General features: G+C 66.5%; 19 protein-coding genes and 4 pseudogenes. 10 read left to right on the top strand and 13 right to left on the bottom strand.

Features of this window, described 5'->3' with window-relative positions; translation table 11 throughout:
* Positions 1–112 precede the first annotated feature (112 nt).
* Complete coding sequence (locus KZO24_RS10090; protein WP_486486125.1) at positions 113–361, bottom strand: hypothetical protein; 249 nt, start codon at positions 359–361, stop codon at positions 113–115.
* Here KZO24_RS10090 and KZO24_RS10085 point away from each other — a divergent pair.
* The 4 genes and pseudogenes from KZO24_RS10085 to KZO24_RS10070 form a co-directional block, all read left to right on the top strand.
* Positions 249–1,172, top strand: a pseudogene (locus KZO24_RS10085) (purine nucleoside permease); the annotation flags it as partial. The gene KZO24_RS10090 and the pseudogene KZO24_RS10085 sit on opposite strands and share 113 nt — an antisense overlap.
* Positions 1,173–1,248: 76 nt before the next feature.
* Positions 1,249–2,784: an adenosine deaminase family protein gene (locus KZO24_RS10080; protein WP_271181796.1), complete on the top strand. Its 1,536-nt coding sequence runs from the start codon at positions 1,249–1,251 to the stop codon at positions 2,782–2,784.
* A gap of 146 nt (positions 2,785–2,930) precedes the next feature.
* Positions 2,931–5,414 carry a TonB-dependent siderophore receptor gene (locus KZO24_RS10075; RefSeq protein ID WP_271181795.1) on the top strand — a complete coding sequence of 828 codons (2,484 nt, stop codon included), beginning with the start codon at positions 2,931–2,933 and terminating at the stop codon, positions 5,412–5,414.
* Between the two features lie 67 nt (positions 5,415–5,481).
* Positions 5,482–6,600, top strand: coding sequence for a purine nucleoside permease (locus KZO24_RS10070; RefSeq protein WP_486486124.1), 1,119 nt, complete (start codon positions 5,482–5,484; stop codon positions 6,598–6,600).
* Between the two features lie 146 nt (positions 6,601–6,746).
* Here KZO24_RS10070 and KZO24_RS10065 read toward each other — a convergent pair whose 3' ends face one another.
* The 9 genes and pseudogenes from KZO24_RS10065 to accD all read right to left on the bottom strand — a co-directional run bounded on the left by KZO24_RS10065 (position 6,747) and on the right by accD (position 17,464).
* Entirely contained in the window at positions 6,747–7,433 is a 687-nt protein-coding gene (locus KZO24_RS10065; protein ID WP_271181793.1) for a cytochrome b/b6 domain-containing protein, read from the bottom strand.
* 8 nt (positions 7,434–7,441) lie between these two features.
* Positions 7,442–7,918 (bottom strand): c-type cytochrome, encoded by a 477-nt coding sequence (locus KZO24_RS10060; protein ID WP_271181792.1) that lies wholly within the window; start codon positions 7,916–7,918, stop codon positions 7,442–7,444.
* A gap of 31 nt (positions 7,919–7,949) precedes the next feature.
* On the bottom strand, positions 7,950–9,344 hold the full coding sequence (locus KZO24_RS10055; RefSeq protein WP_486486123.1) for an ankyrin repeat domain-containing protein: 1,395 nt from the start codon (positions 9,342–9,344) through the stop codon (positions 7,950–7,952).
* 40 nt (positions 9,345–9,384) lie between these two features.
* Positions 9,385–10,556, bottom strand: a pseudogene (locus KZO24_RS10050) (DUF1552 domain-containing protein).
* Positions 10,557–10,720: 164 nt separating this feature from the next.
* Positions 10,721–13,072 (bottom strand): annotated as a pseudogene (locus KZO24_RS10045) (DUF1592 domain-containing protein); the annotation flags it as partial.
* 624 nt (positions 13,073–13,696) lie between these two features.
* Positions 13,697–14,644 (bottom strand): acetyl-CoA carboxylase carboxyltransferase subunit alpha, encoded by a 948-nt coding sequence (locus KZO24_RS10040; protein WP_211149935.1) that lies wholly within the window; start codon positions 14,642–14,644, stop codon positions 13,697–13,699.
* Positions 14,645–14,792: 148 nt separating this feature from the next.
* Positions 14,793–16,144 (bottom strand): annotated as a pseudogene (gene accC / locus KZO24_RS10035) (acetyl-CoA carboxylase biotin carboxylase subunit).
* A gap of 13 nt (positions 16,145–16,157) precedes the next feature.
* Complete coding sequence (accB, locus tag KZO24_RS10030) at positions 16,158–16,619, bottom strand: acetyl-CoA carboxylase biotin carboxyl carrier protein (protein ID WP_008832223.1); 462 nt, start codon at positions 16,617–16,619, stop codon at positions 16,158–16,160.
* Entirely contained in the window at positions 16,616–17,464 is an 849-nt protein-coding gene (gene accD, locus KZO24_RS10025; RefSeq protein WP_271181787.1) for an acetyl-CoA carboxylase, carboxyltransferase subunit beta, read from the bottom strand. The genes accB and accD overlap by 4 nt, the downstream gene beginning before the upstream one ends.
* 448 nt (positions 17,465–17,912) lie before the next feature.
* Here accD and fdhD point away from each other — a divergent pair, with 448 nt between their 5' ends.
* The 4 genes from fdhD to KZO24_RS10005 are packed head-to-tail and all read left to right on the top strand — an operon-like array spanning position 17,913 to position 21,175.
* A complete protein-coding gene (gene fdhD, locus KZO24_RS10020) occupies positions 17,913–18,785 on the top strand; it encodes a formate dehydrogenase accessory sulfurtransferase FdhD (protein WP_271181786.1) in 873 nt (290 codons plus the stop codon).
* Between the two features lie 37 nt (positions 18,786–18,822).
* Complete coding sequence (locus KZO24_RS10015) at positions 18,823–20,031, top strand: toxic anion resistance protein (RefSeq protein ID WP_271181785.1); 1,209 nt, start codon at positions 18,823–18,825, stop codon at positions 20,029–20,031.
* Positions 20,032–20,037: 6 nt separating this feature from the next.
* Positions 20,038–20,748: a hypothetical protein gene (locus KZO24_RS10010; protein WP_271181784.1), complete on the top strand. Its 711-nt coding sequence runs from the start codon at positions 20,038–20,040 to the stop codon at positions 20,746–20,748.
* A 10-nt stretch (positions 20,749–20,758) separates the two neighbouring features.
* Positions 20,759–21,175, top strand: coding sequence for an EthD domain-containing protein (locus KZO24_RS10005; protein WP_486486122.1), 417 nt, complete (start codon positions 20,759–20,761; stop codon positions 21,173–21,175).
* Between the two features lie 36 nt (positions 21,176–21,211).
* On the opposite strand, the gene KZO24_RS10000 is transcribed toward KZO24_RS10005, so the two are convergent.
* The 3 genes from KZO24_RS10000 to KZO24_RS09990 form a co-directional block, all read right to left on the bottom strand.
* Positions 21,212–21,766, bottom strand: coding sequence for a nuclear transport factor 2 family protein (locus KZO24_RS10000; RefSeq protein WP_271181782.1), 555 nt, complete (start codon positions 21,764–21,766; stop codon positions 21,212–21,214).
* Positions 21,763–22,572 carry an SDR family NAD(P)-dependent oxidoreductase gene (locus KZO24_RS09995; RefSeq protein ID WP_271181781.1) on the bottom strand — a complete coding sequence of 270 codons (810 nt, stop codon included), beginning with the start codon at positions 22,570–22,572 and terminating at the stop codon, positions 21,763–21,765. The genes KZO24_RS10000 and KZO24_RS09995 overlap by 4 nt, the downstream gene beginning before the upstream one ends.
* 175 nt (positions 22,573–22,747) lie before the next feature.
* Positions 22,748–23,647, bottom strand: a complete 900-nt coding sequence (locus KZO24_RS09990; protein ID WP_271181780.1) for an SMP-30/gluconolactonase/LRE family protein — start codon at positions 23,645–23,647, stop codon at positions 22,748–22,750.
* A 231-nt stretch (positions 23,648–23,878) separates the two neighbouring features.
* On the opposite strand from KZO24_RS09990, the gene KZO24_RS09985 reads away from it, so the two are divergent.
* Together KZO24_RS09985 and KZO24_RS09980 are read left to right on the top strand one after the other, a co-directional pair.
* Positions 23,879–24,193 (top strand): SRPBCC family protein, encoded by a 315-nt coding sequence (locus KZO24_RS09985; protein ID WP_486486121.1) that lies wholly within the window; start codon positions 23,879–23,881, stop codon positions 24,191–24,193.
* The gene (locus tag KZO24_RS09980; protein ID WP_486486120.1) at positions 24,172–24,576 is read left to right on the top strand and encodes a hypothetical protein; all 405 of its coding nucleotides are present in this window, start codon (positions 24,172–24,174) and stop codon (positions 24,574–24,576) included. Before KZO24_RS09985 ends, KZO24_RS09980 begins: the two co-directional genes overlap by 22 nt.
* The last annotated feature ends 27 nt before the right edge of the window (positions 24,577–24,603 follow it).

Raw genomic sequence — 24,603 nt, 5'->3', positions numbered from 1 at the left:
ATCGTCGGTCGCCGGAGCCGCACTTTTGGTAAGGGGGCGCGCCGGTGCCGGGTGAATCCACCGAACCTGCGCGGGTGCGCCCCGTTCTCGGGGTTCTAGTTACAATGATTGCTTATCGATCCGGCCGCCCCTTGAGGGCTTCCTTGCGTGCGCTGGCGCTTGCTGCAGCAGCGGGCCTGCTTGCGCCCGTCGCTGCGGCAGCGGCCGAGCCTGCGCTGCCGGAAATTCCCAAGGTCACGCCGATTCCGGTGAAGGTCATCGTCGTCGCCACGTTCGAACCGGGTGAGGACAAGGGCGATGCCCCCGGCGAATTCCAGGCCTGGGCCGAGCGCGAGCATCTCGACGAGGTGATCCCGGTCAAGGGCACGCTCCACCCGCTGCGCCGCAATGCGGACGGGCTCTACGGCATGGTCTGGGGCAGCCCGGACACGATGATCGGCAGCGTGTCCGACCAGCTGACCGCGCTGCTGATGGACCCGCGCTTCGATTTCACGAAGACGTACTGGCTGTTCACCGGCATCTCCGGCGTCGATCCGCAGTTGGCCTCGGTCGGCAGCGCGGCGTGGTCGCGCTGGGTGGTCGACGGCGACAAGCTGCGCGAGTTCGACGACCGCGAAGTGCCGAAGGACTGGCCTTATGGCTTGTTCGCGATCGGCGCCGACAAGCCGAACACTCTGCCCGGAGCCACTCAGGACTTCGCCGGCTTCACGGACACCCGCAAGCTGTCGATGTCGGCCGAGCTGAATCAGGGGCTCGCTTACTGGGCCTATGGTCTCAGCAAGGACATGAAGATCCCGGACTCGCCGGAGCTTCAGGCCGACCGCGCGCGCTGGAAGGGCTGGCCCAATGCGCAGAAGCCGCCGTTCGTGCTGATGGGCGAGACCTTGGGCGGCCTGCGCTACTGGCATGGTCCGAGCCGCACGCAGTGGGCGCGCGACTGGGTCAAGCTGTGGACCGGCGGCAAGGGTCGCTTCGCCATGACCAACATGGAAAGCCAGATCCAGCAGGGCTCGATCCTGATCGCGGCCAAGAACGGTCTGGTCGATGCGAACCGTGTCATGGTGCTGCGCACGGGCTCCAACCCTTCGATGCCGCCTCCGGGCGTCTCGGCGGTCGAGAGCGTCGCCAACGAAGGCGCGGGCCAGAAGGCCGCGTTCGAGGCGAACTATCTCGTCGGCGCGCCGGTCGTGCACGAACTGCTCAAGCACTGGGACAAGTACGAGAACGCGGTGCCGGAGGCCCCGTACCGTGAGGCGCCTCGTTTCCACCTTGCTGACGACGCTGGCCTTGCCTCTCGCGGCTCCGGCCGCGCATGCGGACGAGGCGGCGGCGTCTGCCATGCTCGACGAAATGGCGGGCAATGCCGGGCGGCTGCGCGTGTTCCTGCAGGCGATGCCCAAGGGCGGCGATCTGCACAACCACCTCGGCGGTTCGGTCTATGCGGAGGACTTCCTCAAGGTCGCCGCCGCCAAGGGCATGTGCGCGGACGAGGGGATTACCCGCATCGTGCCGGGGCCGTGTCCCGCCGAACTCCAGATCGGTCCGATGGCCGAGAAGGACCCGTTCACTTACGCGAAGCTGATCGACGCGATCTCTACGCGGGGCTTCCAGAAGGGCATCGGCCCGGCTCTGGTCTCCGGCCACAACCAGTTCTTCTCCAGCTTCCGCAAGTTCGGTCCTGCGGCGGACGGCGAAGACGCGCGCTGGCTGGCCGACGCCTTCGCCAGCGCGGGCCGCAACAACCTCGTCTACGTCGAACTGATGCACAATCCGGACAGCACGACGCCGTTCATGCTGTCCGCCCCGAATGCACCGCTCGACGTCGACGGCATCGCCGCCGCCTACAAGCGCGACCTTCCGGCGGCTCAGGCGTTGGTCGCGCCGGCTATCGCGGAAGTGGACGAGGAGGAAGCCTTCGCGAAGAAGCGCCTCGGCTGCAGCACGAAGGCGGCCGATCCGGGCTGCGGCGTCGCGATGCACTACATCTACTCGGCCATGCGCGGATTGCCGCGGCAGGTCGTGTGGCGCTCGATGCTCGCGGGCTTCGTGCTGGCGGACAAGGACCCGCGCTTCGTCGGCGTCAACATCGTCATGCCCGAGGACGATCCGGTCGCCTTGCGCGACTACGACCTGCACATGGCGATGTTCCGCTTCCTCGGAGCGAAGTATCCCAAGGTCAACGTCACCATGCATGCAGGCGAACTCGCGCTCGGGCTGGTGCCGCCCAAGGATCTCGAGGACCATATCGGCAAGGCCATCGCCTCGGGTGCCAAGCGCATCGGCCACGGCGTCGACATTGCCTATGAAGTCAACGCCCCGGAAACCCTCGCCCGCATGGCGCGGGACGGGATCGGGGTGGAGATCAATCTCACCAGCAACGCCGTGATCCTGGGCGTGGAGGGCGGCGTCCATCCGCTGCACCTCTACCGCTCGATGGGCGTGCCGGTGATGCTCTCCACCGACGACGAGGGCGTGCTGCGTTCCGACATGACCAACGAGCATGTCCGCGCGGTGCAGCAACAGGGGCTGCACTACGCCGACCTCAAGGAACTGGCGCGCAACAGCCTGGAATATTCCTTCGCGCCGGGCGCGAGCCTGTGGGCGGACCGCCGCTATGGGGCAGTGGTGGCGCCGTGCGCGACGGATTTCGCGGCCGGGTCCTGCAAGACATTTCTCGCAAAGAACGAGAAGGCCACGCTGCAGGCACGGCTGGAGATGAACTTCGACCGGTTCGAGCGCTCGCTCGACCGGTTCAAGGCCAGACAGGGAGCGGCGGGGGACTGAGTTTCCTTGCCGCGATCGCGGATGCTTGCCGTCAAAGCAACGGCACACCGTAAACAGGGACTGCACAGGGAAGTGCGGGAGAGGAGGGACACAACAGCACGCGGCGGGCGGCAAGGACCGTTCCCGCCGTATCAAGGGGGCATACCATGAGGGATATGATCCGTTTCACTGCGCGCAAGACGGTATTGGCCGCGGGCGCGCTGCTTTGTTGCACTGCACTGACGACACCGGCTTTCGCGCAGGCGGCCGCCGATGAAACGACCGAGGACGGCAAGGACATCGTCGTCACCGGTTCGCTCGGCGCTCTGCCGATCGAGGGTGTCGGCACCGTCTTCGGCTTCGACAAGACCGTGACCGAGACGCCGCGTTCGGTCTCCACCATCAGCGCCGAGCAGATGGAACGCTTCGGCATTACCGACATCTACGACCTCGTCGCGCAGTCGCCGGGCACGTTCACCAACTCGTTCTTCGGCGTCGGCGGCGCGCTCGACATTCGCGGTACTCCGGGCGAAATCTACTTCCGCGGCATGCGCCGCCTCGACAACCCCGGCAACTACCCGACCCCGATCGGCGCCTCCGAGCGCATCGACATCGTGCGCGGCCCGGCCTCGCCGATCTACGGTCCGTCGAAGACCGGCGGCTACATGAACTTCGTGCCGAAGTCGGCGCGCGTTCAGGGCGGCTCCTACCTCGCCAGCCCCGAGGGTGAGGTCACCATGACCGGCGGCAGCTGGCGCAAGGCCGATATCAAGGCCGAAATGCGCGGCCCCGGCAAGATCGGCACGCAGGAATTCGGCTACAGCCTGTTCGCGGAAGTCGAGGATTCGGGCAGCTACTACGACAACATGTCGACCCGTCAGACGATCCTGCAGGGTTCGTTCGACACCGACCTGACGCCCAACCTGCGCCTCGAATTCGGCGGCATGTACCAGAACTACAAGGGCCAGCAGAACGGCGGCTGGAACCGCCTGACGCAGGACCTCGTCGACAACGGCACGTACATTACCGGCTCGGCAAAGCCGCTCGACACCAATGGCGACGGCCAGATTTCGCAGGGCGAGATCAACGCGGCGGTTCCCGGCGGCATGTCGATCTTCGGCGGCTTCGCCTGCGGTGGCGGGGTGTTTGCATCGTCGATCACGGACGCATGCTTTACCAACAGCCCCGACGGTACGCCCAACCCCAATACCGCGCTCAACCTGACCAACGTGGGCACCGCCAAGCTCAGCCGCCGCAAGACGCTGACCGGGAAGAACGATCGCCTCGATAACAAGGGCAGTACGCTTTACGCTGACCTGATCTGGAAAGGTGCCGGCGATCTCGAGATCAAGAACCAGTTCTTCTTCGACTCGTACGACAACATCAACGAGAATTCCTACGGCTTCTCGCAGTTCCACGATTCCTATGCGATCGAGAACAAGGTCGTCATCTCGGACAAGTTCGAGAACGATATCGGCAAGTTCGCATTCCAGGTATCGCCGTCGATCCGCTACACCAATTTCAAGCACGGTGACGATTTCAACTACGAATACTTCCATCGCGTCGACCTGACCGTCGGCTACACCCCGGCGTCGGATCGCCTGCTCTCGACCGAGTGCGACTGCGATTACACCAACTATGTCACCGGCCACTACACCGATTACTCAATCGCCGCGCTGGCGGACTTCGACTTCAGTTTCGGTCTCGATGTGACGGTGGGTGCCCGTTACGACTACCTCAAGGCGAAGTCGGCCTACAACATCGGCAAGATGGAAGCGGCGCAGGTCGCATCCAATCGGGCGGACGGCATTCCCGACAGCGCCAGCGGTAACAAGGGCGCATGGTCGTGGTCGGCCAGCGCCAACTACAAGCTGCCCTACGGCCTGATCCCCTATGCCACGATCGCGCGCCAATCGACCGTGATCGCCGGGCAGGGTGCTGAACTCTATCCGGGCGACATCGCCGGACAGACCTTTGTCTCGGCCTCCAAGCTCTACGAAGGCGGCCTGAAGGGAAGCTGGCTCGATGATCGCCTCTATGCGGCGGTGTCGATCTACAAGCAGAAGCGCACCGACTACAACATCCAGTCGGTCACGGTGAACCAGTCGGTCGAGACCAAGGGCCTGGAAGCCGAGTTCCGCTGGTCGGTGGACAAGCACCTGCTGATCACCGGTGGCTACACGCGCACCAAGGTCTACAACCTGACCGCGCTGACCAATGGCACGCTGTTCAGCTTCTTCGGCATCGAGGATCTGGTCAACGTCAGCGATCCGTCGCTCTACCTCGGCGGCCAGCCGATCGGCCTCGTGCCGATCACCAGCAAGAGCGACTCGCGCCGTGCCGGTATCCCGACCAACCTCTACTCGCTGACAGCGACGTATGCCTTCGACAACGGCCTCGCGCTGAGCGCCAGCGGAGTGAAGGTGGACTCGGTCTACTCGGGCCAGTCGCAGGCGGTGAAGCTGCCCGCTTACACCAAGATCGACGCGGCCATCTCGTACGAGACCGGCCCGTGGCTCGCCCGTCTGGTCGTGAAGAACGTCACCGACAAGAAGTACTTCCGTGCCAACTTTACCGAACTGTTCGGTTCCACGATCGTCCTGCCGGAGCTGCCGCGCAGCTTCCAGGCCTCGTTGACGTACAAGTTCTGATGCCCCGAGAGGGAGCGTCGGCGATCGCCGGCGCTCCCTTCTTGCGGTTTGAATAGAAAGGTTACCCATGCGCTCCCAGACGCTCGCGACTCTCATGGCGGGCGCCATGCTCGCTGCGGCCACCCCGGCGTTCGCCGCCGATGCCACGGCATCGCCCCCCACGACTTCCGCCGTCGCCGACTGCGATCCCGGCGCGCCTTGCGACCATCCGCTGCCGGTCAAGGTGGTGATCGTCTCGCTCTTCGAGATCGGCAAAGACGAGGGCGACGTCGCGGGCGAGTTCCAGCTGTGGAAGGCGCGCCGCGGCCTGACCCAGCGTATTCCCTTCCCGCAGTCGTTCCACGACCTCTACTACAATCCCGAGACGCAGGTGCTCGGCATGGTGACCGGGATCGGCACCGCGCGCTCGACGGCGGCGACGATGGCTCTCGGCCTCGACCCGCGCTTCGATCTGAGCCAGGCCTACTGGCTCGTCGCGGGCATCGCGGGCATCGACCCCGAGGATGCTTCGATCGGCTCGGTCGCCTGGGCGCGCTACGTCGTCGATGGCGACCTCGCGCACGAGATCGACGCGCGCGAAATCCCGGCCGACTGGAAGACCGGCTACTTTGCCCGTCACACCAAGGGGCCGAACGACAAGACCACGAAGCCCGATCCCTCGGGCGGCGAGATGTTCCAGGTCAATCCCAGCCTCGAGAAGTGGGCTTATGAGCTGACGAAGAACATCGAGCTTCCCGACTCTCCGGCGATCGCCGTGGAGCGCGCGAAGTTCGTCGATTACCCGCACGCGCAGGAAGCGCCCTTCGTCCTTGAGGGCGATACGCTCTCCGCCATGACCTTCTGGCACGGTGAGAAGCTGACCGACTGGGCCAACGACTGGGTTCGCTACTGGAGCGGCGGGCAGGGCGAGTTCGTGACTTCGGCGATGGAGGACACCGGCGTCATGCAGGCGATGACTTACCTCGACGCCGTGGGCCGCGCCGACCGTGACCGCGTGCTGGTGGTGCGCGCCGGTTCCAACTTCACGATGCCGCCGCCGGGCGTCGATGCGGCGACCTACCTGCTGCGCGAAAACGAAGGCTATGCTGGGCTCGAGGCGGCGGTGGAGAACCTCTACACCGTGGGCTCGAAGGTGGTCGACGAACTGCTCGGCAACTGGGACCGCTACAAGGACGCGACGCCCTGAGGCGCGATCAATCCTGTATTGAAACTTTCGTCGTCATTCCCGCGAAGGCGGGAACCCATCTCCTGACGGTGCCCGTTGCCAGGACATCAGATGGGTCCCCGCCTTCGCGGGGATGACGACGATGTAATTCATTGGGGTGGGAGTTCTCAATAAGCGGGCGCGTTGCCGAACTGGAAGCCGGTCGAGACTACCCATGCGAAGGCCACGGCGATGACGATGCCGATCAGCGCCTTGACCGGCGACCAGCGCAGGTCCGCCACGTCTTCTCCCGCAGCAACCGGGCGCTTGCCGGTCACCATCGGCCGCACGAGGTTCTGGCGCTTCCACGCAAGGTAGAACACCACCGCCACCACGTGAAGCACCACCAGCGCAAGGATCACGTTGAAGATCGTCGAATGCAGGTCCGAAGCGGCCGAGGACTGGTCGAACGACACGTAAGTCGCCAGCGGCCCGTCGTAGAGCATGTCGATGTCGCTGGCGAACAGCCCCGCCGTCACCATCGCGCCGACGGCCAGCAGCATGGCGACCACGCTCCACCCGCCAAGCGGATTGTGCCCGTCGGCATGGCTCGCGGTCCGGTGGCCAAGGCCCTTGAAATAGGCCGCGACCGCACCCGGCCCGCGTACGAAGCTGGAGAACCGCGCGGTACGGGGGCCGAAGAAGCCCCAGTAGACGCGGAACACCAGCAGCGCGAGGATACCATAGCCCGACAGGCGATGGCGTTCGAGATCATGCTGTTCCCCGCTCCACCACGAAAAGGCGATGAGCGCGACCAGCAGCCAGTGGAACAGGCGGATGGTCGGGTCCCAGACGGGTGTAGTGGAGCGAGTCATGCGTATCCTCAGTCGTCGGCGCGGAACTGCTTGTGGCACGAGCCGCAGGCGCCGCCGACGGCCTTGAACTGCGCGCCGATGGCCGCGGCATTGCCGGTCCCCGCGACGGCGACCAGCTTGTCGGCCTGGGCGATATAGGTCTTCATGGCGCCGTCGAAGGCGGCGCGGTTGGTCCAGATCGCGGGCAGGGCTTCGGTCTTCACCCCGGAAGACGGACCCGAGCCGTTAGGGAACAGGCCAACCTGCGCGCGGCCGGTGGCAGCCAGCGTCTTGGCGGCGGCGACGGCCTGGGCCTTGTCGATCGAGCCGCTGGCGAGCTGGTCCTTGAGGACCTTCATGGCGCCGCCCATCTTCTTGAAGTTGGCGTGGCGGGTGGCGATGGCGGTTTCGGCGGGCGAGGCGGCGATGGCGACGGTCGCGCTCACCGTCAGAACGGCGGCGGACACGCCGAGTACGGCAAGCGAGAGCTTGTTGGAAAGCGTCATGGTTTTTCGATCCTGATCGGTTTGTTGGGATTCAAGGACGATTGGTGGCTAACACAGGCGCGGCCGTTTGGCCAAAGACTTGATCGTAGACCGCTTTTACCGTCGCAAGTCCGCCTTCGGCCATCTGCGCGGGCGTTGTGCCGCGCGCATTGGCGAGGGTAGGTTTCGCGCCGTGCGCGGCCAGCACCTTGAGCATCGCGCCGAGTTGGTCGTGCATGCCGCCGCCGATCACCAGGTGCAGCGGCGTGGTGCCTTTCGCGTCGGCGACATTGGCATTGGGGGCCAATGCCAGCGCCTCCTCCAGCGCTGCCGCACTGTGGCCCGAAGCGGCGGCGAGGACGACGTTGACGCCGTTCTCGGCGACGAAAGTGCGGTTCGCTCCGCCTGCGACAAGACGCTTCATCGCTTTGACCCGCCCGGCCTGCGCGGCCAGCAGCAGGGGCGGTGTGGGCGGTACGGGGGCGGGCGGCATGCCGAAGTTCGCCTCCGTCACCCACGTGATCCGCGAAGGGCCGGTGAGGCCGTTCACATCCGCGCCTTTCGCCAGCAGCAGGTCGATCAGCGCCGTGTCGCCGCCCTTCGCCGCGACGTGGAGCGGCTGTTCGCCGTTGCGGTCGCGCTCGGCGAGGTCGAAGTCCAGCGGCGCCAGCATTTCGGCGGCCCGCCAGTTCTTCTGGTAGAGCGCCAGTTGCAGGGCGCTGGTGTTCTCCGGCCCGCGATGGGTTGTATCGGCTCCGGCATCGAGCAGGGCGCGGGTCGCCTCGCCCGAGCCGCTGGTGATGGCGAAGAACAACGGAGTGAAGCCTTCCCCGGTGGCCCGGTTCACCTTCGCTCCCGCCTTGAGAAGCGCGGCGATCGCGCCAAGGTTCCCGGCGGAGGCGGCCCACATCAGCGGCGTCTGTCCGCGCGCATCGAGGCTGTCGGCCTTCGCGCCCTTCGCCAGCATCTGCGTGACGGTCTCTGCGCCCGAGTAGCGCGCGCAGACCGCGAGCGGGGTGACGCCGTCAGGCCCGGGCTTGCGTACATCGGCGCGAGCGTCGAGCAGTTGCACGACAATGGCCGTGCTGCCGCGCTCACAGGCGAGGGAGAGGGGAGTGAGGCCTTCGGCATCGATGACATTCGGCTTCGCGCCATGCTTCAGCAGGACGGCGACGAGCGCGGGATCCTGCGTCTCGATGGCGCGGGCAAGCGGGCTCTCGCCATAGAGCAACGGCGCGTTCGCATCCGCACCCGCCTTCAGCGCGCCCTCGACGGTGATCGGATCGGCGGTGGCGAGGGCATCGGCCAAGGTATCGGCCGGCGCGGGCGTGGCGATAAGGCAAGCCAGGGCGGTCAATGCTCGTCGTCCCGGACTTGCTCCGGGACCGGTGGCGATCTTTAGGCGCGGCGTCGCGTGATGCGCCTTGCCGGGGCGTAGGCCGTTCACGGCCGGCGGTCCCGGAGCAAGTTCGGCACGACGAGGAGGCTCACGCATCGGTCAGTTCCCGCAAGGGCGCCGTACTGTCGCCGAACCTCGCGGCGGGCACGCCCAGCGTCTGCAGGCCCGCCAGCATCAGGTTGGACATGGTGGTGCCCTTCTCGACCCGGCTGTGGCGCCCGCCCTTCACCAGCCCGCCCGCGACGATCACCGGCAGGTCCATGTAGTCGTGCTCGTTGGAATCGCCGAACGCGGAGCCCCGGATCACCAGCGTCCGGTCCAGCAGCGAGGCGTCGCCGTCGCGCGTGTCCTTCATCTTCTGGAGGTAGTAGGCGAAGAATTCCATGTGATAGCGGTTGATCTTCGCCAACTGCGCCATCTTGTCCGGGTTGTTGCCGTGGTGGCTGAGCATGTGGTGCGAATCCGGCACGCCGATCTCCGGATAGGTACGGTTCGACAGTTCGCGCCCGATCATGAACGTGCCGACGCGGGTGATGTCGGCCTGCATGGCCAGCACCTGCAGGTCGATCATCAGCTTCACGTGCTCGGCGAAGTCGTCGGGGATACCTGCGGGTTGCTGCAGATTGGCCGCCTGCGTGGTGGCGGGCGAAGCGGCGCTGCGCTGGATGCGCTTCTCGATGGCGCGGGTGGCGTCGAGGTATTCGTCGAGCTTGCGCTTGTCCTCCATGCCCAGCTGGCCCGAGAGGCGGCGGGTGTCGTCCATCACGAAGTCGAGGATCGAGGACTGGCGCCGCAACTGGGCGAGGCGGCCTGCCTCGTCGGTGTCGCCATCGCCGAACAGCCGCTCGAACACGGCGCGGGGTTCGCCTCCACCGGCAGCGGCACCGTGGGGGTGAGCCACGAGATGCCGTTGGTATAGGCGCACGAATAGTTGATGTCGCACGATCCGAGCAGGCTGGCGGTGTCGATCCCCAGTTCCAGCGAGGCGAGCGGGGTGGCGTCACCCAGGTGCTGCGCGAAGACCTGATCCATCGATATCCCTGCGCGGATATCCGGCCCTTCGGTCTGCTTGGCGTGCGCCCCGGTGAGGAAAGCGGGGCACGAGCGTCCGTGGCCGGCCGGTCGGTCGCCCATGGCAGCGGCCTGCGGATGGCCGAGGCCGCTGATGACGGCGATCTGCTCGCGGTGAGGGGCGAGGGGTTGGAGCGAGGAGGGCAGGACATAATCCGCGCCGGTCGCGGTGGGCAGGAAGTCCGGCATCGTCATGCCGTTGGGTGAGTAGAATACCTGAAGCCGCTTGGGCCGCGAGGACAGGTCGGCGGCCTTGGCGCTTGGCATCATGGCTTCGAGGAAGGGCAGCGCCATGGCGGCACCGGCACCGCGCAGCACGGTGCGGCGCGAGAGGGCGGGGCGGATCACTCTCATTTCAGGGCCTTCCGGGGAGTGGCGATCAGAGACAGGGCGGCGGGCGTTGCCGACGGGGCTTCGACAAGCGCAGCCCGAGCGGAATTGAGAGCGTTTTTGCCAGAGACATAACCCCAACCCCGCTCACCCTGAGCTTGTCGAAGGGGCAGGCGCGGGGCCTGGCCATAGGCCGCCTTGAACGGCTGCGGCACGCGGCGCAGGGTGAAGGCCGGACTTTGCGCGATCCCGCGTACGATGGTCTGGATGCGGTACTGGTCCGCTGCCGCCGCAGAGGCGATCGCGCGCACCGTGGGCATGTCGTTGGCCGAAAGGCCGCGCGCCACCGCATAGGTCATCAGCCGCTCGGTGAAGGCGCGGGTGAACTCGTCCTTGCGGTCCATTAGCACTTGCTGGAGCCCGGTGAGGCCCTCGAACTTGAAGCCGTCGGGCATCGTCGCGAGGGTGTCGATCGGCTGGCCTGCATCCACTGTGCGCCAGGCGCCGACGGCATCGAAGTTTTCCAGGGAGAAGCCCATCGGGTCCATCTTCACGTGGCAGGCTGCGCACGTCGGGTTGGCGCGGTGCAGTTCGAGTTGCTGGCGCGCGGTGAGCAGGCGGCCGTCGTGGCTGGTTTTGAGCGCGGGCACGTCCGGGGGCGGCGGGGCGGCGCGGCGGCGAGCATGTTGTCGAGGATCCATTTGCCGCGCTTCACCACGCTGGTGTGGTTGCCATAGGAGGTGACCGTCAGCACGCTGGCCTGCCCCAGCAGCCCGCCGCGATGCCATTCGGGACGCAGCGCCACGCGGCGGAAGGCGGGGCCGGAGACGCCGGGAATCCCGTAGTGCTCGGCAAGGCGCTGGTTGAGGAAGGTGTAGTCGGCACTGATGAAGTCCAGCACCGGGCGGTCGCCGCGCAGCACGTCGGCGAAGAACATCTCCGTCTCGGTCGCCATCGCCGACTTGAGGCGCGCGTCGAACTTCGGGAACACCTCGGTGTCGGGGCGCTGCTGGTCGAGGTTGCGCAAGTAGAGCCATTGCCCGGCGAAGTTCGTCGTCAACGCCTTCGCGCGCGGATCGGCGAGCATGCGGGCGATCTCGGCGTTCAGTACGGTGGGCTGGCCCAGTTTGCCCTGCTCGGCGAGGGTCAGCAGGCGGTCGTCGGGGATCGAACTCCACAGGAACAGCGACAGGCGCGTCGCCAGTTCGAGATCGGAGACACGGTTGACGCTGCCCGGCATCGCGCCTTGCGGATCGCGCTCCACCACGAAGAGGAATTCAGGCGAGACGAGCACGGCCTCCAGCGCCGCCTCGATGCCATGCTCGAAGTCGGATGCCTTGCGTTCCTCGGCGTAGATGCGCAGCAGCGGGGCGACGTCGAAGCCGCCGACCGGGCGGCGCCAGGCGCGGCGGGCGAGGGTGGTGATGATCTTCGTCGCGCAGGCATCTTCCTCGCTGGCCTTCTTCGGGCGGCAGAGGAACACGGCGCGGCGGCTTGCGGTGTCCGGCACGCCTGCCGCATCGAACGGCCCGGCGACATCGACCTGCAGCACGTCGCGCGGGAAGTTCTGCTGCGAATAGCGCTGGTGCATGCGGTAGCTGGGGACGCTCAGCGTCTTCGCGAGCTTGCCGTCGATCCAGACATCGAGGGGGAGCATCTTCGGCTTTTCGAGGGGCAGCGGTACCTTGTCCGTATCGTTGCGCAGCACCTGCACCGCCTCGGACGGGGCGATGGTGCGGCGGAACGACAGCGCCACGAGGTGCGAGCCCGCCTTCATCGGCACGCGGGCGGTGACTTTGTCCTCGGCCAGACGGTCGGTTTCGTTGTTGGTGTTGGCGTTGAGCCAGGCCGAAACGTCGTACTGGCCGTCGTAACGCGCGTAATAGCGCTGCGCATAGCCGCCGCGCGAGGCCAGCGGCAGCATCGCGCCCGCCCGCTCGTTATACGCCGGCACGCCCGAGTTCTGGACCGAGCCGTCCTTGGGCACCTGCCATGTCGTCACCACCTCGCGTCTTGAGGTGAGGCCGGTGGCCATGCGGCCGACCTTGCCTGCCACCGCGACGTAGCGTTCCATCAGCGTGGGCGAGACGGAGAGCACATCGGCGATGTTGTCGAAGCCGAAGCCGGAGTTGTCGGCAGGCAGTTCGCGGCTGAAATCGACATCGAGCGCAAGCAGGTCGCGCACCGCGTTGGCGTATTCCATGCGGTTGAGGCGGCGCAGCGCCGGGCGGCCGGGGTCGGGATTGGCGGCGAGGTAGCCCGCGCGAGAGGTGTCGAGCCAGTTCACGAAGGCGGCGCGCATCTGCGCCGAGGGCTGGGTCTTGCCGTGGGGCGGCATTTCTCCGGCGGCGACGCGGCGCAGGATTTTCTCCCATTCGTCGGCGTGTTTGCCGGTGCGGATGTCGTCGGCGCGCAGGTCTTCCACTGAGAGGTCGGCGATGTTGTCGATGTCGTTGTGGCAGCGTGAGCAGTATTCGCCCAGCATCGGCTCGACGAAGTTCGCGGCCTGCTGCGGGGTCATCGCGGCGAAATCGGGCGTCTGGTCTGGCGCGGCATCCTGAACTGCGGCGTAGACGGTGGCGGCGCTGACGAGTGCGCTGAGCGCGAGCGTCGTCCTGCCGAGGTTGTGTCGCCCGAGAAGGCTCATCGATGTTTCCGACCCCATGGCCGGGCCCGCGTTTTCGCGGGTTTCCGGCACGCCCTGTCCCGCCGAAACGGGTCCTGTTGGGCGGACGGGTTATCGGTTGGGGGTGTTGCGGTCCAACAGCATTAATCGGACATGGCGTGCGAGAAATTGGAGCGGGGTGGGCGTTCGGAGCCATTACGCGCAGGCGGGATAGCATACAACCAACCCATCGTCATTGCGAGCGAAGCGAAGCAATCCAGGACAGTGTAGTGCCGCCCTAGATTGCTTCGCTTCGCTCGCAATGACGATGGAAACTGTCATCATCATCGGTTCACGGCCAGCGGTCCCGGATCAAGTCCGGGACGACGGATGATCAGAGCGAGCCGATCGCCAGGAAGCGGTCTTCGCGCTGGCGGACCAGCTCAGCGCTCGAACGGCGGCTCAGCGCATCGAGTTCGCGGCCCACGGCATCTGCCAGCGCGCGTGCCGTGGCGGCGGGGTCGCGGTGGGCGCCGCCGGTGGGTTCGGGGACGATGCCGTCGATGACCTTGAGACCCAGCAAGTCCTGCGCCGTCACCTTCATCGCGGTGGCCGCGTCGGCGGCCTTGTCGGGCGTGCGCCACAGGATCGAGGACGCACCCTCGGGCGAGATCACCGAGTAGACCGAGTGCTCCAGCATCAGCACGGTGTTGGCGGCGGCGATCGCCACCGCGCCGCCCGAGCCGCCTTCGCCCACGATCACCGCCACCATCGGCACGCCGAGGGCAAGGCAAGCCTCGGTCGAGCGGGCGATGGCTTCGGCCTGGCCGCGTTCCTCGGCCTCGACGCCGGGGAAGGCACCTGCGGTGTCGACCAGCGTGACGACCGGCAGGCCGAACTTGCTGGCCATCTCCATCAGGCGGATCGCCTTGCGGTAGCCTTCTGGCTTGGCCATGCCGAAGTTGTGCTTGATGCGGGTGGTCGTGTCGTGGCCCTTTTCGTGGCCGATGACCATGACCTTGCGGCCGTCCAGCGTTGCGAGGCCGCCGATGATCGCTGCGTCCTCACCGTAGAGGCGGTCACCGCCCAGCGCGACGAAATCGGTGAAGATCAGGCGCAGGTAATCGACGAAGTGCGGGCGCTGCGGGTGGCGCGCCACTTGCGTCTTCTGCCACGGGGTCAGCTTGGCGTAGGTCGCCTCCAGCATGCCGGAGCTTTTCTTGGCGAGCTTGTCGATCTCGCTCTCGATGTCGAGGTCGCTGCCGTCGGCGGTGGCGCGCAGTTCGGCGATGCGCGCTTCCAGCTCGGCGATCGGCTTTTCAAAATCGAGGAACGAAATCATGTCAGTCTCTCAAATACGCTCGGCTTGGTCTTGAAGCCGGCCATTACCCTACATTCGTCATTGCGAGGAGCGATAGCCCCGCGGCAATCCAGAGCCGCCCAAGCCGCCCTGGATTGCTTCGCTTCGCTCGCAATGACGAGCGAAGGGTTCAGTCGGCGGCGCGCTTCGCCAGCCAGTCTTCCAGCCACTTGATCGTGTAGTCGCCCGAGTTGAACTCGGGGTCTTCCAGCAATGCCTGATGCAAGGGAATCGAGGTCTTCACGCCGTCGATCACCATCTCGCCCAGCGCGCGCTTGAGGCGCATGATCGCGCCGTTGCGGCTGCGGCCCGAGACGATCAGCTTGCCGATCATCGAATCGTAGTACGGCGGGATGCGATACCCGGCGTAGAGGCCGCTATCGACGCGCACGTTCATGCCGCCGGCCGCGTGGTAGCCCGTGACCTGACCCGGCGAGGGGTGAAGTTCCACGGGTCTTCCGCGTTGATGCGGCATTCGATGGCGTGGCCCTTGAACTCGATCTCGTCCTGCTTGAACGAAAGCGGCTGGCCGTCGGCGATGCGGATCTGTTCGCGCACCAGATCGACGCCGGTGATGGCCTCGGTCACCGGATGCTCCACCTGCAGGCGGGTGTTCATCTCGATGAAGTAGAACTCGCCGTTTTCCCAGAGGAACTCGATCGTGCCCGCGCCGCGATAGGCCATGTCGGCCATCGCCTTCGAGACGATGCCGCCCATGCGGTCGCGCTCTTCCGGCGTGATGACGGGCGAGGGGGCCTCTTCCAGCACCTTCTGGTGGCGGCGCTGCAAGGAGCAGTCGCGCTCGCCGAGGTGCACCGCTTCGCCGTTGCCGTCGCCGAATACCTGGAATTCGATATGGCGCGGGTTGCCGAGGTACTTTTCCATGTAGACCGTGGCGTCGCCGAAGGCCGCCTTGGCCTCCGAACGGGCCTGGCCCATCTGGCTTTCCAGTTCCTCAGGGCTGTTCACGACCTTCATGCCGCGACCACCGCCGCCCGAAGCGGCCTTGATGATGACCGGGTAGCCGATCGTCTCGGCCAGTGCGCGCGCCTCGTCGAAGTCCTCGATCGCCCCGTCCGAACCCGGGACCAGCGGAAGGCCGAGGGCACCGGCGGTGCGCTTGGCTTCGACCTTGTCGCCCATCGTGCGGATGTGCTCGGGCTTGGGGCCGACCCACTTCAGGCCGTGCGCCTCGACGATCTCGGCGAAGCGGGCGTTCTCGGAGAGGAAGCCGTAGCCGGGATGCACCGCGTCGGCCTGCGTGATCTCGGCGGCCGAGATGATGGCGGCAACGTTGAGGTAGCTGTCCTTCGCGGCGGGCGGACCGATGCAGACCGCGTGGTCTGCCAGGCGCACGTGCATCGCGTCGGCGTCGGCGGTGGAGTGCACCGCGACGGTCTCGATGCCCATCTCGTGCGCGGCACGATGGATGCGCAGCGCGATTTCGCCGCGGTTGGCAATCAGGAGGCGCTTGATGGCCATGTCAGTCCCGCTCTCAGCCGATCACGACGAGCGGCTGGTCGTATTCGACCGGCTGCTGGTTGTCGACGAGGATCGCGGTGACGGTGCCCGCCTTGGGCGCGACGATCTGGTTCATGACCTTCATGGCCTCGACGATGAGGAGCACGTCGCCCTGCTTCACGGTCTTGCCGACCGAGATGAAGTCGGGCGCGCCCGGCTCTGCGGCGAGGTAGACGGTGCCGACCATCGGCGACTTCACGGCATCGACCGGCGCGGCGGCAGCGACGGGCGCGGCCTCTGCGGCGGCGGCAACCGGAGCAGCAGCAGCGACGGGCGCGGGCGCATAGCCCATCGGCGGCAGGCTGGCGGCCATCTGCTGGACCATCTGGCGCGAGACGCGGATCTTGCGATCGCCGTCCTCGACCTCGATCTCGGTCAGGCCGGTGTCGGCCAGCAGCTCTGCGAGCTCGCGTACCAGGGCGCTATCGATATTCACGCGACTTCCTTTCGTGCAAGATAACCGAGCAGCGTTGCCAGTGTGTCTTTCAGGTCCTTGCGGTGGACCACCATGTCGACCATGCCGTGGGCATGGAGGTACTCGGCGCGCTGGAAGCCGTCGGGGAGTTTTTCTCGGATCGTGTCCTGGATCACGCGCTGGCCGGCAAAGCCGATGAGCGCGCCGGGTTCCGCGATCTGCACATCGCCGAGCATGGCGTAGCTGGCGGTGACGCCGCCGGTGGTGGGATCGGTCAGGACGACGATATAGGGCAGGCCCGCTGCGGCAAGGCGGCGGGTGGCCACGGTGGTCTTGGGCATCTGCATGAGGGACAGGATGCCCTCCTGCATGCGCGCGCCGCCCGCTGCGGTGACGATGACGTAGGCGCAGTTCTCGGCGATTGCCTTCTCGGCACCGGCGACGAAGGCTTCGCCCACGGCCATGCCCATCGAGCCGCCCATGAACTTAAAGTCCTGCACACCCAGCACGGCCCTGGCGCCGTTCATGGCGCCGAAGGCGTTGGTCAGCGCATCGGGGTAGGGGTTGGCGGCGCGGGCGGCCTTGAGGCGGTCGGGATACTTCTTGGTATCGCGGAAATTCAGAGGGTTCTCGGGAACCTTGGGGGTCGGCAGGACGGTGTAGCCGGTGTCGAGCAGCAGGTCGAAGCGGGCCTTGGCGCCGATGCGGCCATGGTGCTCGCACTTCGGGCAGACCGAAAGATTGGCCTCGAATTCCTTGATGAAGAGCATCTCGCCGCAGCTGGCGCACTTCATCCAGAGTTCGTCGGGCGTATCGCGCTTGGCGAGGCTCGATATGGAATTTCGGACTTTGTCGAGCCAACTCATTCGATTTCGTACCAATCCTGCGGAAAAAGGGCCTTCGAGACTGGCCTTCTTCCCCCTGTGTTTCGGCGCGTCTCGTGCGCGTACGGCGGCGACCCGGGAAACGCGCCGGAGCCGTACGAGGCGCGCCCATTAGAGGAATCCGCGTGATGGTCGCAAGCCAATTCGCCCGGGCCTGTGGGCAACTGCGCGGCGCGGGCATCGCCGGGGCGTAGCGGGGTGGCGATATGACAGCGCAGATTGGATACGAAAACCGGGCGTTATCGGCGTTGATGCCACTCCCGCCCTGCAATCGTATTCATACGCTTTCCCTAAGCGGAAAGGAGCGGTTTTCGTCATCCCGGACTTGATCCTGGACCGTGGGCGGTCTTTAGATGGGGGCCATCGACGGCGCTCTGGCGCAAAGCCGCGCATAAATGCCGCTCTACGCCGGGATGACGAGGAACTGCGATTGACCACCCCCGGCTCCATTCCCGTCGCTGCCCATCGCAATGCCTATGGCGACGAGCCGGGCGAGCCTTTCGAGCTTTCCGTCCCCATCGAGGCGCCCGTCGCGATCGAGACCAATGGCGTGGCTTATGCCGTGATGATGGCGACTCCGCTGGCGCTGGAGGACTTCGTCACCGGCTTCCTGATGGCCGAGGGGCTGGCAGAGGCGCACGAAGTCGGCGAAGTTGCGGTCCATCGAACCGAGGACGCGCAGTGGGGCACGGGCTACGTCGCGCGTGTCAACCTGCCGGTCGAGCGCCTTGGCCCGATCCTGGAGCGCGCCCGGCGGCGGGTGGGCGACAGTTCCTGCGGAATCTGCGGGATCGAGGGCGTGGAAGCGGCGTTGCGCCCGCTGCCATCGGTGCCTCGGGCATCGCAGGCGAGTCCGCAGGCGATCCGCCGGGCGCTCGACGCGCTGGCGGCAGGGCAGGAACTCGGCCGCCACACCCGTGCCACCCACGCCGCCGCGTTCTGCGACGAGGAAGGGCGGCTCGTCGCCCTGCGCGAGGACGTCGGGCGGCATAACGCGCTCGACAAGCTGGTCGGCGCGCTGGCGCGGGCCAATGGCGGACAGGGCGTCGATCTGTCGCTGGGGTTCATCGTCATGACCTCGCGCTGTTCCTACGAACTGGTCGAGAAGACCGTGCGCGCCGGGTGCCCGCTACTGGTGACGATCTCGGCGCCAAGCGACCTCGCGGTGCGCCGCGCACTGGCGGCGGGGCTCAGGCTGGCGGTGGTGGCGCGCGGGGATTCCATGCTCATGGTCGATCCCGGTCAGCGGTTCGTCGAAGGCGAGGGGCCGGTTATCCTTGCAGACGGGGCGGAGCGAACATAGGTTCGCGGACAACCGGGTTTTTCACGAGGATTACTGCATGGCCACGGCCACCGAAACTGCTGGCGAACTCAAGCTGACCCCGCCCGACCCCGTGCCGGTCGTCCAGCCCGAGCGGGCCGCCGGCCTTGTCCCCGTGGGCGACGAGGCGAAGAGCAAGCTGCAGGTGCGCGTCGCCGAGTTCGTCGACGATCTCGTCGCGCAGGATGCCGCCTCGCCCGAATTCGGCCGCCGGGTGGACCAGCTGACCAGCATGGGCCGCAAGGAGATCGCCGAGGCTTCGGGCCATTCCAACCGCTTCCTCGACCGCCCGGTGCGGGCGATGGACAAGGATGCGGGCGTGGGCGCGGACCTTGCCGAACTGCGCCGCACGGTGGAAGACCTCGACCCCAGCCGCAAGGGCAACCTCATGGCGCCGCGCAAGCTGTTCGGGGTGATCCCGTTCGGCTCCAAGCTGCGCAACTATTTCGACGGCTATACCAGCGCGCAAGGGCACATCAGCGCGATCCTCGCGCGGCTTCAGGGCGGCAAGGACGAGCTGCTGATGGACAATGCCGCCATCGACGTGGAGCGGCAGAACCTCTGGGCCGCGATGGGCAAGCTGGAGCAGATGATCTACATGTCCCGCGCGCTCGACCAGGCGCTGGAGGACAAGGCCAACGACCTCGACCACACCGATCCCGCCAAGGCCAAGGCAGTGCGGGAGAGCGCGCTGTTCTACGTGCGCCAGCGCACGCAGGATTTGCTGACGCAGATGGCGGTGTCGGTGCAGGGCTACCTCGCGCTCGATCTGGTCAAGAAGAACAACGTCGAGCTGGTGAAGGGCGTTGATCGCGCCTCGACCACCACGGTCGGCGCGCTGCGCACGGCGGTGACGGTGGCGCAGGCGATGGCGAACCAGAAGCTGGTGCTCGAACAGATCACCGCGCTCAACACGACGACCGCCAACATCATCGACGCCACCGGCCAGATGCTCAAGGACAACACCGCGCGCATCCACGAGCAGGCTGCGAACTCGACGATCCCGCTGGAGACGCTGAGCCGCGCGTTCCAGAACATCTACGACACGATGGATTCGATCGACACCTTCAAGGTCAAGGCGCTCGATTCGATGAAGCAGACGATCACCTCGCTCGAAGGGGAGATCGGCAAGTCCAAGGCCTACGTCGCCCGCGCACAGGGCCAGTCCGAGGGGCTGGCAGTAAGCGACGGGACCGGCGCGAAGTCGCTGCTGGAGGCGCTGGACTAAGCGACGATGGCCCAGGTTCCAGCCAAGAGCGCACAGCGCGTATCGCAGGACATCGTGCGGGCAGCCCGGCGACAGCGGGCCGCACGCATCTACAACGCGCGCAAGGAGCAGTGGCGCTTTCGCATGCGCCGGTTGCGCCGGGCATTCCTGGCGATGGCGGGCATCTACATTGCGGGTCTGGTCGCAGCGCTGGTGTTGGGCGGGGTTTCGTTCACCGCCAGCCTGCTCACTTTCCTGTTGGGGCTGGCGGTCTTCACGGTGCTCTCGATCTTTCCTGCGACCCCGCGCACGCACATCGAGGATCTGAACGCCGCCAGCCTTCCCGAACTCGCCGGATCGACCGAACTGTGGCTGGAAGGCAAGCGAAAGGCCCTGCCCAACGCTGCCGTCGATGCGGTGGACATGATCGGGGTGCGCCTCGAACAGCTTGCGCCGCAACTGGCGGTTCTCGACGAGCGCGGCCCCGCCGCGCGTGAGGTCCGCAAGCTGTTGACGGAGCATCTGCCCGAGATGGTGAACAGCTACACCCGCATTCCGGCGCAGTTGCGTGGCCGTGCGGGCGCGGGCGGCACGTCTCCCTCCGAGCAGCTGGTCGACGGCCTTTGCGTCATCGCCGACCAGATCGAAGCGATGAGCGAGGATTTGTCGCAGGGCGACGTCGATGCACTGGCGACGCGCGGGCGTTTTCTCGAAGTGAAGTACCTCGACGGGGAGTGAGCGTGGCGGAGTGATCGCCCCGGCGGCGCGCTTGCTCTCCATGGGCGGGGCATGGCCATGCTATCGCTGCCGGATGCACAAGATCCTGCTGTTCATGAGGCGGCGTCCTGACATTTCGGTCGAGGCTTTCCGCGACTATTACGAGACGCACCATGCGCCGCTGGCCGCGAAGTATTCTCGCGGAGTGACGCGATATATCCGCCGCTACGTCGATCCTCAGCCACATCCGGAGACCGGAACGTACATCGATGGCCCCGACGTCATCACGGAGCTGTGGTTCGCGGACGAAAAGGTCTACCGCGCAACGCTGGCCTACATCACTACCAGTTCGATGCCGGATGACATCATCGAGGACGAGAACAACCTGTTCGACCGGACATCCTTCCGCATTGCGACCGTAACGGAGCGGGAGACGGATTTCGGGTGAGGGCGCGTGGCCGGCCGCACCGCTGCCGGCCTGGTGCTACCACCGCACGCCTTGTTCCTTCGGCTTCCACGTGATCGGCCGCTCGTAGGAGGGATCTTCCCGGCTCCACTGGTGCTTCAGGAAGCCCTTCACCGCGTCCGAGAATACCCAGCTTGGGTCGGCATCGGCAGTCATCTCGATGGTACAGCGGCGCACCATGATGCGCCATTCACCGCCGCGTTTCTCCAGCCTGTCGAGATAGCGCCCGAAAGCGATCGAGGTCTTCTGCGAATCCTTCCAGAACAGCCCTCCGACTACGTAGCTCTCGCAATTGGCGGTATCGCCGTCGATGTCGCATATGTGGTTGGTGATGTTGTGACTGGTCGCCTGGAAGCCCCAGCGATGGCCTGCGTTGGCCCGTTCCGGGTAATCAGGGGCGAAAGTTACCACCGCCCCATGCTCATCGACACCGTCCTCCCACCAGCAGGAGGCGATCTGCTCGACATCCTGCCGGTCGCGGGCCCGGCATTCCCGGATGATGCAGTCGAGGATGTCCTGCCGGTCCTTCAGATACGTGATGGTCGCGGCAAGGTCGCTCGCGATTTCACTCATTGGCCGCTGCCCTTCGTGTTGAGCAGGCCGATGATCCCGCCATCGACACGAATATCGACGCCGCTGACGTAGGAGGCCGCCGGAGAGCACAGGAATTCCGCGACCGAGGCGATCTCGTCGCCCTGGCCCATTCGCCCCTGCGGCACGATGTCGATCATCTTGCGCAGCTGCTCGTTGGCCTCTGCCTCCGCATTGCCCATGGGGGTCGCGATGAAGCCGGGTGCGATCGAGGCGATGCGCAGGCCCCTTGCACCGAAGGCCGGGGCGTCGCGTTCGACTATGCCGATCACCGCGCGTTTGGAAATCGCATAGGCCATGCCCGGATGATCCATGTAGCCGGCGATGCCGTCGCGTTTGCCGGTGGTGACGAATTCCCGGATCGCGGCAAGCAGTGCTGGATCGCCCAGCATGTATGCCGAGACCGAGGAGATCAGGACCGCGCATCCCCCTTCGGCGAAGTGGGGCAGCAGGCCTGCCACCAGCCTTTCGGTGGCGTCGTAGTTCACCGAGAAGATGCGTGACCCGTCACTCATCGTCGGCGAGAGCCCGGCGGTGTGGAGCAGTGCCGAGATCGGAGCGTCCTCCAGCGTGGCGACGATCCGCGCGGGAAAGTCCTCGGCCGCGATGTCGGCGGCGAGGATGTCCACTTTTCCGGCTGCGGGGCGCAGTTCCTCGGCCAGCGCCTCCAGCCTCACGGGGTCGAGGTCGCACAGCAGGAGCGGGCGGCCCTGCGCGGCGAAGCGCTGCGCAGCGGGACGGCCCATGCCGCCTGCGGCTCCGGTAATGACGACGGTTCCGGTGGTCATGCTCTCTCCCTTCGTGTCCCGGCGCGCGGGTTCGGCAAGCTCAACCTGAGCGGGATCGGAAGTGCTCCATCAAATCCGCCCGGCCAGAGCGTCTCGAAGCCCTCACCCGACCGCACGTACCTAAAGACACCCGCCGCGCCCGGATCAAGTCCGCGGCGAGGTCATCGCCCCCGCGTCAGATGAGGTCGAAGCGCGTCGTTCCCACTTTGACGCCAGGCACCGCAGAGCGCCCGCGCTGCAGGGTGGACGTGCCTGAGAGCGGTCGCCCGGTCCTCAGGCACTCGCCGGCGTCGGCAGGGACAAGGGTGATGTAGACGTCGCGGCCGTCCGCGCCGCCGAAACGCACTTGCGTCGTCGCGCCGGGCGGGGTGGGTACCGGCTCGCGTTCCTCGCCCGAGGGAGATATGCGCCGGATGATGCCGGGTGAATAGACGCCGGGAATCCAGACGGTGTCCTCGATGTCGAGGGCCAATCCGTCGCAGTCGTTGCGGTCGAGCAGGACGCGGCGGTTGGCGAGGCGCAGGTCTGGCGTCACGTCCCACGCCAATCCCTGCCCGAAAGTCTCGGAGCAATAGAATTGCGCCAATTTGGGGTTGTGCGCGATGCCGTTGGTGAACTGTAGTCCGTCCGCGAGCAATTCCGTGTGGCCTTCGCGCGTCAGCCGCCAGAGTTGCGTGGTGCGCGCCGGCCTTGCGGCGATGACGCTCTCGATGTCGAGCGTGCCGAAGAACATGCCGCCCTCGCCATCGGGCCACATCTCGTTGATGCCGTTGACCGGAACTCCGCCGAGCGTGTCGATCAGCCAGCCCGAACGGCCTGTGGCGGGATCGTTCCAGCGCACGCCGCCCTGTCCGCTCGACAGCACTGCGCCGTCCGCGTTGACGAGGATGCCACCGGTCCACAGGCGATCCGGGTCGAGCACGGCGACCTTGCCGCCATCGGGCGTCACGCCGTGGATGCCGCCGCCCACCACGTCGCTGTACCAGATCACGTCGCGCTCGTGATCGACGGCCAGGCCTTCGAGATAAACACCCTGCGCCAGCGCGGCGAATTCCCCCGTCAAAAGCTGGGCCATCGGCTGTCTCTCCCCGACCGCGCATCTCTTGTGCGCCACGAGATGCTACCAGCCTTGCGCTGGCCGACGAGCCGGGAGGGTAACGCCGGGGCGGTATCGGAAGGCCGGAACCCTGCGTGCAGGTGGGAAATGAGATACACACTCGCTCATAACCTCTTGCATCCGATGCGCTCCGGGCGTTCAATCCAGGGCAACGACGAGACTTGCAACGACAGACTGGGAGAGACCGGGATGCAGATGACGGGCGAGCAGCGGATCGCCGCACCCCGGCGGCAGGTGTGGGAGGCGCTCAACGATCCGGCCGTGCTGGCCCAGTGTATTCCGGGCTGCCAGAGCCTTGAACGGGACGGCGAAAGCGGCTTCCTCGCCGTGGCTGAAGTGAAGATCGGCCCCATAGGTGCGCGGTTCAAGGGCAACGTGACGCTGTCCGACCTCGACGCGCCCAATGGCTACTCGATCACTGGATCGGGCAATGGCGGCATCGCGGGCTCGGCCAGGGAGGGGCCAAAGTTCGGCTCTCCGACATGGAGGGCGGCGGCACGCTGATTGCTTACGACGTGGAGGCCGAAGTCGGCGGGCGCATGGCGCAGCTCGGCGGGCCGATCATCGATGCGACGGCGAAGAGCCTCGCGGGCAAGTTCTTCGGCCGGTTCGGTGAGGTGGTGGGCGCAGGGGCACCGGTTTCGGCGGCACGAGATGCCGCTGCGCCGCCGGAGGTCGCCGTGGGGGCGATCCCGGCGGTTTCGCATGAGCGCGGCACCGACGCATCGGGCGCATTGTGGGGCTGGGTGGTCGCGATCGTGCTGGCGCTGGTCGCCGGGTACATGCTGGCGGCCACGGGATCGGCAACGATGGTAGTCGTGGCGGTCCTGCTGGTAGTGACGGCCACCGCGGCCTATGAAGCCGGGCGCCGGGGGTGGGGCTCATGAAGCCCGCGCCGTTCGACTACGTCCGCC

This window comes from Novosphingobium sp. NFX11, from assembly GCF_057376415.1.
This window is presented reverse-complemented; position numbering and strand designations above follow the sequence as displayed.

Bases quoted from the DNA above. Each gene is read 5' to 3' on its own strand.
- KZO24_RS10040 (WP_211149935.1), bottom strand. From the start codon at position 14,644: ATGATTTCGTTCCTCGATTTTGAAAAGCCGATCGCCGAGCTGGAAGCG.
- KZO24_RS10060 (WP_271181792.1), bottom strand. From the start codon at position 7,918: ATGACGCTTTCCAACAAGCTCTCGCTTGCCGTACTCGGCGTGTCCGCC.
- KZO24_RS10010 (WP_271181784.1), top strand. From the start codon at position 20,038: ATGGCCCAGGTTCCAGCCAAGAGCGCACAGCGCGTATCGCAGGACATC.
- KZO24_RS09985 (WP_486486121.1), top strand. From the start codon at position 23,879: ATGCAGATGACGGGCGAGCAGCGGATCGCCGCACCCCGGCGGCAGGTG.
- accD (WP_271181787.1), bottom strand. From the start codon at position 17,464: ATGAGTTGGCTCGACAAAGTCCGAAATTCCATATCGAGCCTCGCCAAG.
- KZO24_RS10075 (WP_271181795.1), top strand. From the start codon at position 2,931: ATGAGGGATATGATCCGTTTCACTGCGCGCAAGACGGTATTGGCCGCG.
- KZO24_RS10065 (WP_271181793.1), bottom strand. From the start codon at position 7,433: ATGACTCGCTCCACTACACCCGTCTGGGACCCGACCATCCGCCTGTTC.
- KZO24_RS10070 (WP_486486124.1), top strand. From the start codon at position 5,482: ATGCGCTCCCAGACGCTCGCGACTCTCATGGCGGGCGCCATGCTCGCT.
- KZO24_RS09990 (WP_271181780.1), bottom strand. From the start codon at position 23,647: ATGGCCCAGCTTTTGACGGGGGAATTCGCCGCGCTGGCGCAGGGTGTT.
- KZO24_RS09995 (WP_271181781.1), bottom strand. From the start codon at position 22,572: ATGACCACCGGAACCGTCGTCATTACCGGAGCCGCAGGCGGCATGGGC.
- KZO24_RS10000 (WP_271181782.1), bottom strand. From the start codon at position 21,766: ATGAGTGAAATCGCGAGCGACCTTGCCGCGACCATCACGTATCTGAAG.
- KZO24_RS10015 (WP_271181785.1), top strand. From the start codon at position 18,823: ATGGCCACGGCCACCGAAACTGCTGGCGAACTCAAGCTGACCCCGCCC.
- KZO24_RS09980 (WP_486486120.1), top strand. From the start codon at position 24,172: ATGGAGGGCGGCGGCACGCTGATTGCTTACGACGTGGAGGCCGAAGTC.